Below are 15,643 nucleotides of genomic sequence, written 5' to 3'. Positions count from 1 at the left end.
CCGAAAAGTCTGCAGCCTTTCGGGATTATGTTAAGTGGCTATCTACGAAGCTGTCATGCGATTCTGGCGCCGGAGCGCCTCGCGATGACCGAGTTCAAACGCATCGCAAGGATTGAGGCATGCAAGCCTATCTCGACCTCCTCGCCAAAATACTTCGCGAGGGCGCCTTCAAACCCGACCGCACCGGGACGGGCGCGCGCTCGATATTCGGCCACCAAATGCGGTTCGACCTTGGCCTCGGCTTCCCGCTCGTCACGACGAAGAAGCTGCATTGGAAATCGATCGTGCATGAATTGCTTTGGTTTTTGCAGGGCGACACCAATGTCGCCTATCTCAAAGCCAATGGCGTAGGGATTTGGGATGAATGGGCTCGGGCCGACGGAGACCTTGGGCCGATTTACGGCAAGCAATGGCGTTCATGGCAGGCGCCAGACGGGCGGGTCATCGACCAGATTTCGGACGTCATCAATGAAATCAAGCACAATCCGTTCTCGCGCCGTTTGATTGTATCGGCATGGAATCCCGCCGATCTTTCGGCCATGGCGCTTCCGCCCTGCCATTGCCTGTTCCAATTCAATGTCCGCGATGACCTAGATGGCGTGCGAAAGCTTGACTGCCAGCTTTACCAGCGGTCCGGCGACGCGTTTCTGGGCGTGCCCTTCAATATTGCGAGCTATGCCCTGCTCACCGAAATGGTCGCTCATGTCTGCGGCCTTGAGCCGGGCGATTTCATTCATACATTTGGCGATGCGCACCTTTATCTCAATCACCTCGAGCAGGCTCGGTTGCAGCTGGAGCGCGAGCCCCGCCCCTTGCCGCAGCTCAGGCTGAACAAGGCGGTGCGATCGATCCTGGATTTCCGTTTTGAAGATATTACCCTTGAGAATTATCACCCGCATCCGCAGATCAAGGCCCCTGTCGCCGTATAACGTCCGGCGCTCCCCTAAGGATGGGCTGAAAACATTCCCCGCCCTCAGGCAGATGGGCTGAGGCGCACCCAGCGCCTACAATCGAGTCGCCGACATGTTCACCTTCCCATGACCCGCTCGGGATTAGCCGCGCAGCCATCGCCCGTCGTTTTGCCCGCAGCGGGCGGAGCCACGGTCACGACTGGAATCCTCTGGATGCTGGCCACGACTTTACTGTTCGTGTGCCAGGATTCCACCTCGCGGATTCTGCTGACCTCCTATCCCCTGACCGAGGTCGCCTTCGCCCGCTACTTCGTCCACATGGTTTTGGTGACCGGATTCGTCGCTTGGCGCGATCCTCGTCTCTTGGTCTCGCGGCGGCCTATGTTGCAGATGTTGCGCTCCGGCCTGCTTCTTGGCTCGACTTTGTTCGGCATGCTGGCTTTGACCATGATGCATTTTCTCGATTATTCCGCCGTCGTATGGGTGGCGCCGGTGCTCGTCACCGCCCTGTCGGTTTTTCTCCTCGGCGAGAAAGTCCGCATCATTGGCTGGCTCAGCGTTTTGGCTGGAATGGCCGGCGTATGGGTCATCGTTAGTCAGGCGGGCATCGGTCTTTCCCCTTTGATGCTGATTCCGTTGCTCGCCGCTCTGTGCAACGCGCTCTATCAAATCACGACCCGGATGTTGCATTCGAGCGATCCTCCGCTCACGACCTTATTTTACTCGGCTCTCGTCGGAGTGGCGTTCTGCGCGGCCTTCCTTCCTTTTGTCGGCATCGCGCCAAAGCCCATGGACCTCGCTTTGATGCTGCTGCTTGGCAGCCTCGGCGCCGCCAGTCATTTTTGCATAATCCGGGCTTTTTCCGCGGCGCCCGCCAACATCATCGCGCCATTCGGCTATACGTCGCTGCTGTGGGCGACTTTAGTCGGAATGATCGTCTTCTCGGAAATCCCGAATATACAGACCATGATAGGCGCAGGATTGATCGTCGCGGCCGGCCTTGCGACCTTTCTGCGCGCCAGATCCGCTTGAATTGTTGCAACCCGTGGACAAAATCGCCAATCCAGCGCGGCGCGTCGTCGCAAGAGGGCATCCCAATGAACGCGAGCGAGCCTTCCAAGTCTTTGAGCCGCCGCGCCGATCCCGCCGACGCATCCCTCATCTTCGCGATGGTCGTCGAATTGGCTGAATATGAACATCTCGCCGGAGAGGTTTATGCGACGAAGGACGGGCTGGCGGCAGCCCTGTTCGGACCCAATCCGCGCGTCTTCTGCGATATCGCCGAGCGCGATGGGGAGGCGGCGGGGATCGCTATGTGGTTCTACACCTTCTCGAGTTTTCGCGGGCGTCACGGGATTTGGCTGGAAGATCTTTTCGTTCGCCCTGCTTTTCGCGGCCAGGGATTCGGCAAGGCCTTGCTGACAAATGTCGGCCGCCGCTGCGTCGATGAGAACCTGGGACGGTTCGAATGGTCGGTGCTCGACTGGAACGAACCTTCGATCCGCTTCTATAAAAGCATGGGCGCCCGGCTGATGGAGCAATGGAGAATTTGCCGCGTCGAGGACGGTGCTTTGCGCCAGCTAGGCAGCCCCGCGTGAGCGCACCCCTCGTGCTTGTTGCGGCGATTGCGCAAAATGGGGTGATCGGCGCAGGTGACCGCCTGCCCTGGCGGCTGCCGAGCGATTTGAAGCGATTCCGCGCGCTCACAATGGGCAAACCTCTGCTGATGGGGCGCAAAACCTTTCAATCCATCGGACGCGCGCTGCCCGGACGCGAGACGATCATCGTCACGCGCGACCGCGACTTCCTCCCGGCGGCGGACTCCAGCGTCCATGTCGCTCATGATTTGGACGCTGCCTTGGCTCTGGCGCAGGCGCGCGCGGCAGCGATGGGAGCCGATGAAATCATTTTGGCCGGCGGCGGCGCCCTCTATCAGCTTTTGCTCGATCGCGTCCAGCGCATGTATCTGACCTTCGTCGACTTGACGCCGGAGGGCGACGTAAGTTTCCCGCCGATCGACTGGTCGCAATGGGTCGAGCAAAAGCGCATCGCGCCGCAGCCGCAGGCCAATGACGAAGCGAGCTTCGCCTTCGTCGAATTCCGCCGCCAAGACAAAGCCTCGTCATAACTGGGGCATTGTCTCCGCGCGCCGCCATCCCATTTGTAGTCGGCGAGGGTCTCCTATAGAAGATTGCGTTGCAACCGTCGCTCAGTTGTTTTTTTTGAAGAGATGTTCATGCCGTGGATCAATGAAGGCGGAAATGGCGGCTCGTGGAAGCCCGGCAACGGGGGGCCATGGGGGCAAAAGCCGAGTTCGCCCCGGCCCGATTTCGAAGAATTTCTGCGGCGCGGACAAGAAAAAATCAGGCAGTTGATGCCGGGCGGTCGCGGCGGCAATGGATTGACCGGCGCTCGCGGCGTTTTGGCGCTCGCGCTTGTCGGCGTTATCGTCTGGCTGCTGTCGGGATTTTACACCGTCGGCCCTAACGAAGTCGGACTGAATAAGATTTTCGGCAAATATACCGGCAAAACCGGCCCCGGACTGAACTATAATCTGCCATTTCCCGTCGGCGCCGTGCAAAAGCTCCAGGTCACAGACCGCAATGTGATCAACATAGGGTTCACATACCGTCCCGACGTGCGCACGCCCAATGGGCAAACCCAGATCGACCTGCCCGAAGAAAGCCTGATGCTGACCGGCGACGAAAATATCGCCGACGTCAAATTTGTCGTGATTTGGCAGATCGATCCGGTGCACCCCGAGGATTACGCGTTCAACATCGCCAATCAGCGGGAAACCGTGAAAGCGGTGGCCGAAAGCGCGATGCGCGAAGTCATCGGCCGCAGCCAAATCCAGCGCATTCTGACCGCAGAACGCAAAGTCATTGAGCCCGCCGTGCAGGAGCTCATGCAGAAGATTTTGAACCAGTATAAAGCCGGCATCCTGATCTTGCAGGTGCAATTGCAATCGGTTGATCCGCCAGAGCAAGTCATCGCCGCGTTCCGCGATGTGACGGCCGCTCAGCAGGATCAAAACCGTTTGCGCAACGAGGCTGAAGCCTATGCCAATCGGGTCGTTCCCGAGGCGCGAGGCAAGGCCGCCGCGACCGTTCAGGAAGCCGAAGGCTACCGTCTTCAGACCGTCGCGGAAGCCACCGGCCAAGCCTCGCGCTTCAACCAAATCTATGATGAATACAAGAAGGCTCCTGCCGTGACGCGCGAACGAATCTATCTCGAGACCATGGAGCGCGTCTTCGGCGGCATGGATAAAGTGATCGTAGACCAAGGCGCGCAGGGCCAAGGCGTCGTCCCCTATCTGCCGCTCACCGCTCTGTCGCAACGGCCAGCGGATGGAGCTCGCAAATGAAGGGCGCAACCGCGTTCGCGGTCCTCGTCGGGATTATCGTTTTCCTATTTGTTTTCACCGCCTCCATATTTACGGTTCAACAGACCGAGCAGGCCCTCGTGTTGCGCTTTGGCGAACCTGTGCCGGGGCGCGGCCTTGTGACGACGCCGGGGCTGCATTTCAAAATTCCGTTCATCGAGAACGTAATTTACTTCGACAATCGCATTCTCGATCTCGAAGCGCCGAAGCAGGAGGTTCTGGCCTCCGACAATACGCGCATCGAAGTTGATTCCTTTATACGTTACAAGATCGTTGACCCATTGAAGTTCTATCAGACGGTCGGCACGATCGAACGAGCGAACGCCCAGCTTGGCTTCGTGCTGAACTCAGCGGTTCGCCGGGTTCTCGGCGAAGCCAGTCTCACTCAGATCGTGCGCGATGATCGCTCCAGTCTGATGGCCAAAATCCGCGATCAGGTGAATTCGGAGTCCGAGCGCCTTGGCGTCGCCGCCGTTGACGTCCGAATCCGTCGCGCCGATCTGCCGAAGCAGATCTCTGAAAAGGTTTTCAGCCGAATGCAGACGGAAAGGGCACGCGAGGCCGCGGAATATCGCGCGCAAGGGTCGGAGCAAGCGCAGACGATCACCGCAAAGGCCGATCGGGACGTCGTCGTGCTGCGCGGCGACGCGCAGCGCCAAGCCGATCAGACGAGGGGCGAAGGCGATGCCGAACGCAATAGGATCTTCGCAGAGGCGTATGGCAAGGATCCCGATTTTTTTGCTTTCTATCGCTCGATGCAAGCCTATGAGGCGGGGTTGAAATCAAGCGACACTCGCCTCGTCCTCAGCCCGAAATCCGATTTCTTCCGTTTCTTTGGCTCTCCAGACGGCCAGCGCGCGCCTGCTGCGACTGCAGCTACGCCAGAAGTTGCCCCGGCGGAGCTGGACGCGTCTCACTAAAAAGCCGCAGCTTTTTAGGATCGTGCGGATCACGCAGACCCAGGCCCGCGCAGGCGAAGCTTTGCGCCCGCCTGCGCCAGGGCGACCCTAACAGGCGATCCATCAAGCGCAGCTGAAGCCTCTCACGACCGGCGCGGATAGACGCCAGGCGCGACGAGGACGGACGGAAAGATCCGTTTGGATGACAGGCGGCTTGCAAAGCGTATGATGCGCTCATTTCGACCTTCACCCCGGCTGCCTTGAAGGTCCGCCGACGCCGGTGAAATCGATTTGAATGGAGCGCGAACGTGGCTAATTCATCATCGAACGGCAAATCCGGGATTACATCGTCGCGGGCCGAACGCTACGAGGCCGGCAGGGCGTTGCGGCAAACCGCATCGCGAGAAAGCCACGCTGACTGTCCGCCGGAATCCGAGCGCGATCCCATCGCCATTCTGTGCGAGACGGACGCGCAACGCCTCCCCAATCTGCTGCCGATCCGCTACCAGCGCATGGCGCAATCGCCCTTCACATTCCTGCGCGGCGCCGCGGCGGTGATGGCCCGCGATCTTTCCCGGCTGCCGCGAATTGGCCTTCCCGTGCAGGCTTGCGGCGATTGTCATTTGATGAATTTCGGCGCCTTTAATACGCCAGAAGAACGCATGCTGTTCGACATCAACGATTTCGATGAGACCTTGCCCGGCGTCGACTTCACGGTCGACCTGAAGCGGCTTGTGGCGAGCATCGCGGTCGCCGCTCGCGATGCTGGTTTATCGGATAAAAAGGCCAAGGCATTCGCGCAAGGGGCCGCGAAAGCGTACCGCGAATTCATCCGAGAGCTGGCGGAAATGACGCCGCTCGCAATCTGGTATTCCCGGATCGATATTGCAAAAGAAGTCGAACGCATCAGCGATGAAAAGCTGCGCGACAAGCTCTCGTCGATTTTGATAAAGTCGAAAAAGGAGTTAGCGGAGGATGATAATTTTCCGCATCTTGCGACCGCGAAAGGCGGCGTTCCGCATATCGCCGATCATCCGCCGCTGATCTATCATTTCGACACCGACGCCACGCATGATCAGAAAATCCACTCGCATACGGCCTTCACGACATACCGCGCGACCTTGCTGCCCGAACGCCGCGAGCTCGTTGAGCGCTACTCCCTCGCCGACATAGCCATCAAAGTCGTTGGCGTCGGCAGCGTCGGCACCTATTGCGCAATTGGGCTCTTCCTCACCGCGGATCAGGAACCGCTGTTTCTGCAAGTGAAGCAGGCTTTGCCCTCGGTTCTTGAAAAAATCGTCACGCCGCCGCAGACTATGATCCACCAAGGCGAACGGGTAGTCGAGGGGCAGCGCGCTTTACAGGCCGCCAGCGACCTTTTTCTTGGCTGGACGGAAGACAAGGCTTCCAACCGCCAGTTTTATGTTCGCCAGCTCAAGAATCGGCGGCTCGGCTCCATTGGCGAGGTCATCGAAGGCCGCGCGCTCGAGGCTTACGCCAATCTTTGCGGCCGAACCTTGGCCCGGGCGCATGCGCGTTCCGGCGATCCCGTGCTCATCGCAGGCTATATGGGAAAGGCCGAAATATTGGACGAAGCCCTTGGCGATTTCGCCATGACCTATGCCGGGGTGACCGACCGCGATCACAGCCGGCTCATGACATCGCTCGATGAAGCCACCGGTCTGCCTACGGAGGACGCGACAGCGGCCCATACCGCTCCGGCCTAGTGCGCTCGATCCATGTCTTCCGGCGGTTGATCGCCAGGATCGATCGGCAGAGCCGAGCCATATGGCCGGCGCTTGCCAGCATCACGAAGTTTTGCTGGATTTCTTCGCGTGTTTCCGCTCCATTGCACGCGAGAGATAGACATCGCCGGGCTTCTGTCTCATTCGTCCTGTCCACTCGCCGCGATCGGGGCGGCATCGCTCGGCTAGATGGAGGAGATTGTTTTCATGGGTTTGTTCCAGAATTCGCGCCGCGGCGCCGCAGATGTCGCGCCCGGCGCGAGCCATGTCCTACGGCCTAATGCTTGCTCCGGCCTGGCCATCGCCTGCGCGCTGCTCCTCGGCGCCGGCGGCGCCGTTTTGCCGATTCTGGATACGCCTCCGGCATTTGCAAAGGGCCCCGACTCTCTCGCTGACCTCGCCGCGGAAGTGAGCGATACCGTCGTCAATATTTCGGCGACCCAGACGATCGACGAAAAGCACGCCAGCAATTCGCCGCAACTGGAGCCTGGCACGCCCTTCGACGATCTGTTTGAAGAATTCTTCCGGCGTCGCCAGCAAGGCGGCCAAGGGGGCAATGAGGCTCCGCCTCCAAGGCCCCACGAACGCAAATCAAATTCGCTCGGCTCCGGCTTTGTCATTGATCCGTCCGGCATCATTGTGACCAATAATCACGTCGTCGCCGACGCCAATGAGGTGACGGTTATCTTCACCGACGGCCAAAAGCTGAAAGCCGAAGTTCTCGGCAAGGATGCGAAGGTTGACGTCGCCGTGCTCCGCGTCAAGCCCGACAAGCCGCTGAAGGCGGCGAAGTTCGGCGACAGCGAAAAGATGCGCGTGGGCGATTGGGTGGTCGCGGTCGGCAATCCATTCGGGTTGGGCGGAAGCGTCAGCGCCGGCATTATTTCAGCGCGCAATCGCAACATCGATTCTGGCCCCTACGACAATTATTTTCAAACCGACGCGGCGATCAACAAAGGCAATTCCGGCGGCCCGTTGTTCAACATGGCGGGAGAGGTCATCGGCATCAATACGGCTATTCTGTCGCCCTCTGGCGGCTCGATCGGCATCGGCTTCTCGACGCCGTCAGACACCGTGATCCCGGTTGTCGAGCAATTGCAAAAATTTGGCGAGACGAGGCGCGGCTGGCTCGGCGTGCGCATTCAGAATGTCGATGATTCAATCGCCGAAAGTCTCAATCTCGGCACGGTGCGCGGCGCGCTCGTCGCGGGAACGGATGAGAAGGGACCGGCCAAGGCGGCGGGGCTTCTGGCTGGCGACGTAATTCTGAAATTCGATGGGGTTGAGATCAAAGAATCGCACGACCTGCCAAAAATCGTCGCATCCGCTCCGGTCGGCAAGGATGTGGACGTCGTTTTGCTGCGGCAGGGGAAAGAGATCACCAAGACGATTAAGCTCGGCCGCCTCGAGGATAATGAGAAACAGGCCTCGCTCACCGTCAAACACGGCGATTCCGACAAGGCGCCGACTGCGAGCAAGGTAGAAAAGGCGCTTGGAATGGAATTTTCGAGCCTTACCGACGATGTCAGGCAGAAATTCTCGATCAAGCCCGGCATTGGTTCTGGCGTCGTGGTGACCGGCGTCGATCCTTATTCTGATGCCGCAGAAAAGCATATCCAGCCCGGCGAAGTGATCATGGAAATCAACCAGGAGCCGGTCAAGGATCCAAGCGACGTCACGAAAAAAACGCAGGCCTTGAAGAATGACGGCAAAAAATCGGCTTTGCTTCTCGTCGCCAACGGACAGGGAGAAGTGCGCTTCGTCGCCCTGCCCTTCTCCGATCGGTAAGAACGATCGGCGAGCATAAATAAGACGTCGGTCGCCTCTTGCTAGCGGGAGGCGACCTCGCTATAAAACCTTCATCAGGATGCGGTCGACAAGGTTTCTGCCGCGTGTCGGAGTGTAGCGCAGCCTGGTAGCGCACCTCGTTCGGGACGAGGGGGTCGGAGGTTCGAATCCTCTCACTCCGACCAATTAAATCAACCACTTAGCTTTAGGTATAGCTTCCTGCACAGATTGGCCGCACAGTTTCCCGCACAGAAACCTCGCGAAACCCGTCGATGGCCGCAATCCTTTCTTTTTCATTCCGAGGAGCATCAGGACGGCGTTGATTCCACGCTGGGCGTCTGCTTATGCTTTTTGTCCAGCGGTTGGCCTATGTTACGTTTGCAACTATGGCCAAACGTCCTGCCCAGCCGCAGCGCCCGCGAGCCCGTAAAACCGACGTCGCGTCGGAACGGGTTTCGAGTCGCGCGATCGTGCCTAAGCCGGCCGATCCGAAACAGCCTGGCCTTTTCGACCATCCGCTCCCTAAGTGGATTCCGCCCTGCCTGCCAACGCTGGTCGCCAAGCCGCCATCCGGCGAGAAGTGGACCCACGAAATCAAGTGGGACGGCTACCGGGTTTCAGCCTATGTCGCCGGCGGCAACGCGACGATCCGCACGCGCAACGGCTTCGACTGGACGCCGCGCTTTCCGGCTATCGCCGGCGCCCTGCTCCTGCTCCCGATACAGTCTGCCGTGATCGACGGCGAAGCGGTCATTCTGGACGCAGCCGGCCGATCAAACTTCGCCGAGCTGCAAGCAGCAATCAAACTGCGCGGCGGCGACGTTATGCTTTACGCATTCGACCTGCTTTTTCTCGACGGCGAGGATTTGCGCGAAAAGCCCCTCGAGGAGCGCCGCGCCGCGCTATCGGGGATCATCCGAAATAAGCCGCCGATCCTGCTTAGCGAGGAATACGGCGGTGACGGCGCAGCGATGTTCAAGATCGTGTGTGAAAACGAGCTTGAGGGGATCGTTTCCAAGCGACTTGATCGACCGTACCGCTCTGGGCCGAGCAAGGACTGGCTCAAGACGAAATGCGTGCAGTCTGGCGAGTTCGTCGTGATCGGCTACGAGCCATCTGCGGCCGTGCAAGGGGCGGTTGCCAAGCTTCTGCTGGCTGCCAAGGAGCCGGAAGGGCTCCGCTATGTCGGTGGGGTCGGGACGGGCTTCTCGGCACCCGTCTCAAAGGAATTGAAAGAGGGATTGGACTTTATTCGGACCGAAGAGCCAGCGATCTGCGGCCTCAAGCACCCCGGGGCCGTCTGGACAAGACCTGTGCTGAATATCGAGGCCGGCTATCGCGGATGGACTGGGGACAGGCTGCTGCGGGCCGCAAGTTTCAAGGGCGTTCTCGATACCTAAAATGGACCTTCGTTAATCTCCTTTTCGCGCAAGATTCTTTCGGATCGGCCCGGTTTACAAAACCGCCCGCTTTTCAGATATCGCAACCATAAGTCGCAGATATGTCAATTGACACATAGGTTAAGCTGGGGCGATGTGGGGCATCTACTCCTGTTGGGTAGGCTCGTAAGCCGAGGAGGCTATCGTAGATATTTTATCGATTTTTTTAGTCGACGTCGCGCTACCGGCCGCTGTCGCATCCGCTGTAACGATAGCAATATTGAAAATTGATCGACTCAAAGTCGCCAGGAAAATAGCAGCTACTATCAGGCTCGAATACGACGAACGGTTCGACGCTGTTAATGCCCAGGTTAAGGCGTCCAACTATCTGGCATTTGAGAGTCAGAGGCGGGTCATTGCGCTCGAGGCCGAGTTCGTCAAGCTCGGAGGCAAAGCACAACCAGCCTGATCTTGCCCGCCCTTTTCGTTCCGTTTATGTTCTGGATATGGCGAGAGATAAATACACCGGACCGCTAGCCACCATAGCCGACAGCCGCCGCACGGGCATGACGGGCTTCCGCGTCAATTGCAAAGGGCTGTATTGCTACCACAGCAAGCGATTCAGCTTTGATGAATTGGGCTGACCCGACGACCTCGACTTTCTCGATATCCCGAAGGTGCGTCGATTTAAATGTGAGAAATGCGGCTGCGAAGAAGTCAGCGTTTTCGGCGACTGGAACGAATATTATCGGGTCTGCGAGCAAGAGCGGCAGAAGCGCCTGGCGGAGGAATATCCCATGCAAAAGCAATGGTTCTGCTTCTCGGCGCCGGGGATCGAGGATCAATACGGCCACGGGGATACCCCCCGAGGCGCAGGAATATGCCCGCGAGCTCGGGCCCGAGTTCTCATGGCAGCCGCTTGGCCATACCGTTCACGTCGAGCCAACTGACCTCGGCCTCGAGATAAGTGAGGCTTTGGCGGTTCTCCGCGGCGGTCACGACGTCTGATGTGTAATCTTTACTCGATGACCCGCAACCAGGATGCGATCCGCCAACTGTTCAGGTTCCGCCGCGATCTGGCGGGCAATCTGCCGCTGATGCCGGCCATCTTCCCCGACACGATGGCGCCGGTCATTCGCAAGGCGTCGGACGGCGAGCGCGAGCTATCCATGATGCGCTGGGGCTTCCCGCCGCCGCCGAACCTCGGCAAGCTCCCGATCACCAACGTCCGCAATCTGGAGTCGCCCTATTGGCCGTGCTGGCTCAAGACGGAATAGCGCTGCCTTGTCCCGGCGACGTCGTTTTCGGAATGGACCGACAGTCGCCCGAAGGTCACCAATTGGTTCGCTCTCGATGAAAGGCGGCCGCTCTTTGCCTTCGCGGGGATCCGGCCCTATGGACCGGCGAGAGGAAGGGAGAGACGCGCGAGCATCGCCTGTTCTCTTTTCTGACGGCGGATTCGAACGAGGTGGTGCGCCCGATCCACGCCAAGGCCATGCCGGTCTTGCTCACGACGCCCGACCAATGGGATACGTGGCTCGAAGGATCGCTCGATGAGGCCGTTGCGCTTCAACGGCCGCTCCCGCACGAAAAGCTAAGGATTGTGGCGACTGGCGAGAAGATGGACGATCAGGAGGCTTAGCATGACAGGACGAATACGGATGCATGCGTCATCGATCGAAAAGGAGCGCACAGCCTATCATGCCATTCTCGCCCACCGCCTTGGACGGTTCACGTGACGACGACGCTCATCACCGGCGTCCCACGTTCCGGCACCACTTTGGTTTGCGCCTGCCTGAACACTTTGCCAAATTGCGTCGCCCTCGCCGAGCCGATGCGTGTGCCAGTGCATGGCGACGTCGAGCGTGCCATACAGGAGATTGTAACATTTGCAGAAACTACGCGAACATGTATCCTGTTGGAAAAGCTGGCCCCATCATTGACCATAAATGGAATGATTGCGGACAATTTTTTTGAGGACACGACAGTAGATGGCTCGCCAAGACGCCACATCGCCAAGCCGATAAACCTTGAGATCGACAAGCCGCTCGACACAAATTTTCATTTTTTTATCAAGCATCCCGCGATCTTCACGGCGTTGGCGCCGCGATTGGAAAAAGAATTTCCATTATATGCGATCGTGCGTCATCCGATCGCTGCGCTCGCCTCCTGGCAGTCCGTAGATTTGCCTGTTCGCAACGGACGGCTGCCCGTAGCGGAGGCCTACGTACCCGAGCTACGCGAGCGGCTTGATCGCATCGATAATTCGCTGGGTCGCCAAATTGCATTGCTGCAGTGGATCTTTCAGGTCTACCGACGCCTGCCCCGTGAGCGCGTTCTGACCTATGAATCCATCGTCGACGACCCAGACGTGGCGCTTCGGCCACTTTCAGGATCGTCGGCGTCGATCTCACATACGGTGCGCTCGATCGACCTGCAAACCCGCTATCCAAACGTCGACTTTCGCTCAATTGCTGAGGCACTCCTGCCAATCGAGACCGATGTCGAGCCCTTCTATCCATATTTCGCGGCGAGTCTGCGCCCATATATCGGCGCGAATAAATAAGCAAACCCGTCTGATCTTTGGCTGCGGCGTCCAGAAGTGGCCTGCCCCCATGGGGTGATCCAGTTTGAATGTTAGTGCATTGTCGGCCCTGGCGCTATTGCTGGCGTGGCGGGCGAAGCTGGTCCGGATTGCGAAGCCGGCCATTGCAGGGTCTCCGGGGCTGGCGGCTTGTAGCCCAGCGATGAGTGCGGGCGCACGGTGTTGTAGTGGCGTCGCCATCGCTCAATGACGACCTTCGCCTCCTTGAGAGTGTAGAAGATTTCACCATTCAAAAGCTCGTCGCGCAGCTTCGAGTTGAAGCTCTCGCAATAGCCGTTCTCCCAGGGACTGCCCGGCATGATGTAGGCGGTCTTCGCGCCGACGGCGGCAATCCAGTCACGCAACGCCTTGGCGATGAACTCCGGGCCGTTGTCGGAACGAATGTGGATCGGAACCCCTCGCAAGATGAAGAGGTCCGAGAGAACGTCGATGACGTCCGCTGCCTTCAGCTTCCGGTTAATCCTGATCGCGATGCATTCGCGGGTAAATTCGTCGATGATATTCAGCATGCGATATTTCCTGCCATCATGAGTGCGGTCCTCGACGAAGTCATAGGACCAGACGTGGTTGGGGCATTGCGGGCGCAGCCGGACGCACGAGCCGTCATTGAGCCAGAGACGCCCGCGCTTGGGTTGTCTGGCCGGAACTTTCAGCCCCTCGCGTCGCCAGATCCGCTCGACCCGTTTGACGTTGACCTTCCAGCCTCGCTCCCACAACATCGCCGTGATGCGGCGGTAGCCATAGCGGCCGTACTGGATGGCGAGCGCCGTGATGTCGGCGATCAATGCCGCTTCGTCATCGGGCTTGGTCGGAACCTTGCGCTGCGTGGAGCGATGCTGACCGAGAACCCGGCAAGCGAACCGCTCGGAAACGCCATGTTCGGCGATCACATGCTCCACGCAGGCGCGACGACGCGCGGAGCTCAGAAGTTTCCCGAGGCAGCCTCTTTCAGGATCAGCTTCTCAAGCGTCAAATCGGACACCGCTCGACGGAGCCGCGTATTCTCCGCCTCCAGCTCCTTCAGCCGCTTCACCTGATCGCCCTTCAGGCCGCCGTATTCCGACCGCCATCGATAGTATGTAACTTCCGTCACCCCTATCGAGCGGATCGCCTCCGCGACCGGTCGCCCTTGCGCGCTAAGCACTTCGACTTGCCGTAGCTTCGCGACGATCTCTTCCGCCTTCTGTCTTTTCCTCGGCATTGCGCAGTCCTCCATCAGGCTCATAAGCCCATACTTCACGGAGGATCACTTTTCAGGGGGCAGACCACGTCGATCAAGGATTTTAGCGTCTTTAAACTCGGTAGATCCATGAGCATCGTGATATAGCCGCGGATATTTCGATCGCTGATCATAAAATTAACGTAGAGAAAAAGAACTCCATCCTCCTGCGAGCTGTCGTCCGGAGGTTCAAACAACATGCCACCAGGGCATCGGGTTATCTGGGGGAGAGCCATCGCCAACGGCCGCCGCAGCATATTAGCGATTGTTCCCAAGCAGGCATTGAGTACAATGTTGCCGGTTTCGGAAAGGGCATCATCTTCGACTTCCGCAATTTCGTTGTCAGGAACGTTGCCTCCTACGACCGCTCGAACCAGCTCGAGGCTATTTGATTCAGGGAAGATTAGAGACGCATGCCCGCATAAGGCGCCTTCAAAACTTTGGCGAACAGCGACAAACTGACCTGTTTCTCGCTGTTGAAGGATCGTCGCTGCGGTGCGGCGGTCAACCAGTTCGATAGCGGGAACAGACAGAAGCACTTCCGAGCCAACGATCTTCCGCAGCCTCGAAGCTCCCCGACTGACCCCGATATTGACCAGCTCGGTCAAGGCATCGCGTTCTAGCTTATCGAATACAATGCCAAATTGAGTCACGTGGCCGAACTTTCCCCAACTCCAAGAAAGCTGGCGTCGTCTAAATTGATATCGCCCACAACCCGCCAGGCCAGCGCCGGTTCAATTTATTGCCAGCTGGCCGTCCTTTCGAGGTCATCGGTGATCCGAGAGGCCAGAGCCAATAAGCCCGTGACGACCCGAATCCGAATGCGCGCCCATAACGTGCGGTGAAGCGGCTGGGTCATGTTTCGACTCTCTCTTCCTGAATTTGCCTAATATACTCAAGCGTGTCCCGTCCGTGCTCGTCATTGATTTTCTCCCGAATCGGCCCGAGACGGTTCATTGCGTGCTGCAGAGTCGCCGCGACAGAGCTGATCGCGTCGTCATCAAGAAATCCGCGATCCGCCATCAAGGCAAGAAAGGCGGTATTCAGCAGATCCAGACCGGCGTCGATTTGATCGATCATCGGCTCTTCTGACTTCCGGTTAAGTGATTTGGTCATGCTTCGGCCCTCTCGCGGATATGATCGGCGAAATCCTCCGCCACTCTCAGAAGCGAATTAACACGCGCAAGTGCGTGATTTCGGTTAGCACCGCTGCCGAGATCCATCTCCGCCACCAAATCATTGATTGTTCCCAACAGATTGCGAAGGTTGGTCACGTCAACGGTGGCGTCAGATAAGTCATACTCGTGCAACTCGGTTTTTGACGGCACGGTATTTTTCGTCATTTTAGGCCCTCCCCTTCGCGGACGCCGTCGAGCAAAGGTTTAAAAAGGTCGGTGTCGACTCCTGAATCCGGCCAGCCGTAGGCGGCAGCGGCTTCGGCCAGGTATCTGAGCCTCATGAGCTCGTCCTCGGGCTCCGCGCACCGATGCTCGCAAATAGACTTGAGGGCACTGTCATAGCCGCTGACCCCATCATTGAAGGCTTTGGTTGCCTCGTCATAGAGGGCGCGGCTTTGGGAGTCCGACATATATCCGCGGGTATTTTCGATGGCCTTCTGGCGCTCCTCTGCCTCATTGATCGAGAGGCGGGCCTTTCTGTGCTCTTCAATAAAGCCGATGAGTTTGAATGACGCCTCGAGGTTCCTCGTCATG

The 15,643-nt window shown here is 58.6% G+C and carries 18 protein-coding genes and 1 tRNA gene; 14 read left to right on the top strand and 5 right to left on the bottom strand.

The window, feature by feature from the left end; genetic code table 11:
- Positions 1–119 precede the first annotated feature (119 nt).
- The 14 genes from WDN46_12630 to WDN46_12565 all read left to right on the top strand — a co-directional run bounded on the left by WDN46_12630 (position 120) and on the right by WDN46_12565 (position 12,673).
- Complete coding sequence (locus WDN46_12630) at positions 120–929, top strand: thymidylate synthase (protein MEJ0094241.1); 810 nt, start codon at positions 120–122, stop codon at positions 927–929.
- 108 nt (positions 930–1,037) lie between these two features.
- On the top strand, positions 1,038–1,943 hold the full coding sequence (locus WDN46_12625; GenBank protein MEJ0094240.1) for a DMT family transporter: 906 nt from the start codon (positions 1,038–1,040) through the stop codon (positions 1,941–1,943).
- Positions 1,944–2,008: 65 nt separating this feature from the next.
- Complete coding sequence (locus WDN46_12620) at positions 2,009–2,509, top strand: GNAT family N-acetyltransferase (protein MEJ0094239.1); 501 nt, start codon at positions 2,009–2,011, stop codon at positions 2,507–2,509.
- A complete protein-coding gene (locus tag WDN46_12615) occupies positions 2,506–3,039 on the top strand; it encodes a dihydrofolate reductase (protein MEJ0094238.1) in 534 nt (177 codons plus the stop codon). The genes WDN46_12620 and WDN46_12615 overlap by 4 nt, the downstream gene beginning before the upstream one ends.
- A gap of 108 nt (positions 3,040–3,147) precedes the next feature.
- Positions 3,148–4,278, top strand: coding sequence for an FtsH protease activity modulator HflK (gene hflK / locus WDN46_12610; GenBank protein MEJ0094237.1), 1,131 nt, complete (start codon positions 3,148–3,150; stop codon positions 4,276–4,278).
- On the top strand, positions 4,275–5,216 hold the full coding sequence (hflC, locus tag WDN46_12605; GenBank protein ID MEJ0094236.1) for a protease modulator HflC: 942 nt from the start codon (positions 4,275–4,277) through the stop codon (positions 5,214–5,216). The genes hflK and hflC overlap by 4 nt, the downstream gene beginning before the upstream one ends.
- A 287-nt stretch (positions 5,217–5,503) precedes the next feature.
- The gene (locus WDN46_12600) at positions 5,504–6,922 is read left to right on the top strand and encodes a DUF2252 domain-containing protein (protein MEJ0094235.1); all 1,419 of its coding nucleotides are present in this window, start codon (positions 5,504–5,506) and stop codon (positions 6,920–6,922) included.
- A gap of 207 nt (positions 6,923–7,129) precedes the next feature.
- On the top strand, positions 7,130–8,728 hold the full coding sequence (locus tag WDN46_12595; protein MEJ0094234.1) for a Do family serine endopeptidase: 1,599 nt from the start codon (positions 7,130–7,132) through the stop codon (positions 8,726–8,728).
- Between the two features lie 108 nt (positions 8,729–8,836).
- Positions 8,837–8,913 (top strand) — tRNA-Pro (locus WDN46_12590).
- Between the two features lie 201 nt (positions 8,914–9,114).
- Positions 9,115–10,128, top strand: coding sequence for a non-homologous end-joining DNA ligase (ligD, locus tag WDN46_12585; protein ID MEJ0094233.1), 1,014 nt, complete (start codon positions 9,115–9,117; stop codon positions 10,126–10,128).
- Between the two features lie 259 nt (positions 10,129–10,387).
- Positions 10,388–10,576, top strand: coding sequence for a hypothetical protein (locus tag WDN46_12580; GenBank protein MEJ0094232.1), 189 nt, complete (start codon positions 10,388–10,390; stop codon positions 10,574–10,576).
- A 556-nt stretch (positions 10,577–11,132) separates the two neighbouring features.
- Complete coding sequence (locus WDN46_12575; GenBank protein ID MEJ0094231.1) at positions 11,133–11,384, top strand: hypothetical protein; 252 nt, start codon at positions 11,133–11,135, stop codon at positions 11,382–11,384.
- A 158-nt stretch (positions 11,385–11,542) separates the two neighbouring features.
- Positions 11,543–11,749, top strand: coding sequence for an SOS response-associated peptidase family protein (locus tag WDN46_12570; protein ID MEJ0094230.1), 207 nt, complete (start codon positions 11,543–11,545; stop codon positions 11,747–11,749).
- 93 nt (positions 11,750–11,842) lie between these two features.
- Positions 11,843–12,673, top strand: a complete 831-nt coding sequence (locus tag WDN46_12565; GenBank protein ID MEJ0094229.1) for a hypothetical protein — start codon at positions 11,843–11,845, stop codon at positions 12,671–12,673.
- A gap of 71 nt (positions 12,674–12,744) precedes the next feature.
- Here WDN46_12565 and WDN46_12560 read toward each other — a convergent pair.
- From WDN46_12560 to WDN46_12540, 5 genes are all read right to left on the bottom strand, one after another.
- Positions 12,745–13,913 (bottom strand): IS3 family transposase gene (locus WDN46_12560; protein ID MEJ0094228.1). Its coding sequence is split into 2 segments (ribosomal slippage): positions 12,745–13,649 and positions 13,649–13,913, totalling 1,170 coding nucleotides; the frame shifts between segments, so codons are not numbered across the junction.
- Positions 13,914–13,948: 35 nt separating this feature from the next.
- Positions 13,949–14,539, bottom strand: a complete 591-nt coding sequence (locus WDN46_12555; protein ID MEJ0094227.1) for a chemotaxis protein CheX — start codon at positions 14,537–14,539, stop codon at positions 13,949–13,951.
- Positions 14,540–14,786: 247 nt separating this feature from the next.
- Entirely contained in the window at positions 14,787–15,047 is a 261-nt protein-coding gene (locus WDN46_12550) for a hypothetical protein (protein MEJ0094226.1), read from the bottom strand.
- A complete protein-coding gene (locus WDN46_12545) occupies positions 15,044–15,274 on the bottom strand; it encodes a hypothetical protein (GenBank protein MEJ0094225.1) in 231 nt (76 codons plus the stop codon). Before WDN46_12545 ends, WDN46_12550 begins: the two co-directional genes overlap by 4 nt.
- A complete protein-coding gene (locus WDN46_12540) occupies positions 15,271–15,642 on the bottom strand; it encodes a hypothetical protein (GenBank protein MEJ0094224.1) in 372 nt (123 codons plus the stop codon). Before WDN46_12540 ends, WDN46_12545 begins: the two co-directional genes overlap by 4 nt.
- Position 15,643: the final 1 nt, after the last annotated feature.

It is taken from the genome of Methylocella sp., from assembly GCA_037200525.1.
Taxonomy (GTDB): Bacteria; Pseudomonadota; Alphaproteobacteria; order Rhizobiales; family Beijerinckiaceae; genus Methylocapsa.
This window is presented reverse-complemented; position numbering and strand designations above follow the sequence as displayed.

What these genes read in the sequence shown, in the direction of transcription:
- WDN46_12550 (MEJ0094226.1), bottom strand. Translation starts at nt 15,047, where the DNA reads ATGACCAAATCACTTAACCGGAAGTCAGAAGAGCCGATGATCGATCAA.
- WDN46_12620 (MEJ0094239.1), top strand. Translation starts at nt 2,009, where the DNA reads ATGAACGCGAGCGAGCCTTCCAAGTCTTTGAGCCGCCGCGCCGATCCC.
- WDN46_12625 (MEJ0094240.1), top strand. Translation starts at nt 1,038, where the DNA reads ATGACCCGCTCGGGATTAGCCGCGCAGCCATCGCCCGTCGTTTTGCCC.
- WDN46_12545 (MEJ0094225.1), bottom strand. Translation starts at nt 15,274, where the DNA reads ATGACGAAAAATACCGTGCCGTCAAAAACCGAGTTGCACGAGTATGAC.
- WDN46_12630 (MEJ0094241.1), top strand. Translation starts at nt 120, where the DNA reads ATGCAAGCCTATCTCGACCTCCTCGCCAAAATACTTCGCGAGGGCGCC.
- WDN46_12595 (MEJ0094234.1), top strand. Translation starts at nt 7,130, where the DNA reads ATGGAGGAGATTGTTTTCATGGGTTTGTTCCAGAATTCGCGCCGCGGC.
- WDN46_12540 (MEJ0094224.1), bottom strand. Translation starts at nt 15,642, where the DNA reads ATGACGAGGAACCTCGAGGCGTCATTCAAACTCATCGGCTTTATTGAA.
- hflC (MEJ0094236.1), top strand. Translation starts at nt 4,275, where the DNA reads ATGAAGGGCGCAACCGCGTTCGCGGTCCTCGTCGGGATTATCGTTTTC.
- WDN46_12575 (MEJ0094231.1), top strand. Translation starts at nt 11,133, where the DNA reads ATGACCCGCAACCAGGATGCGATCCGCCAACTGTTCAGGTTCCGCCGC.
- ligD (MEJ0094233.1), top strand. Translation starts at nt 9,115, where the DNA reads ATGGCCAAACGTCCTGCCCAGCCGCAGCGCCCGCGAGCCCGTAAAACC.
- hflK (MEJ0094237.1), top strand. Translation starts at nt 3,148, where the DNA reads ATGCCGTGGATCAATGAAGGCGGAAATGGCGGCTCGTGGAAGCCCGGC.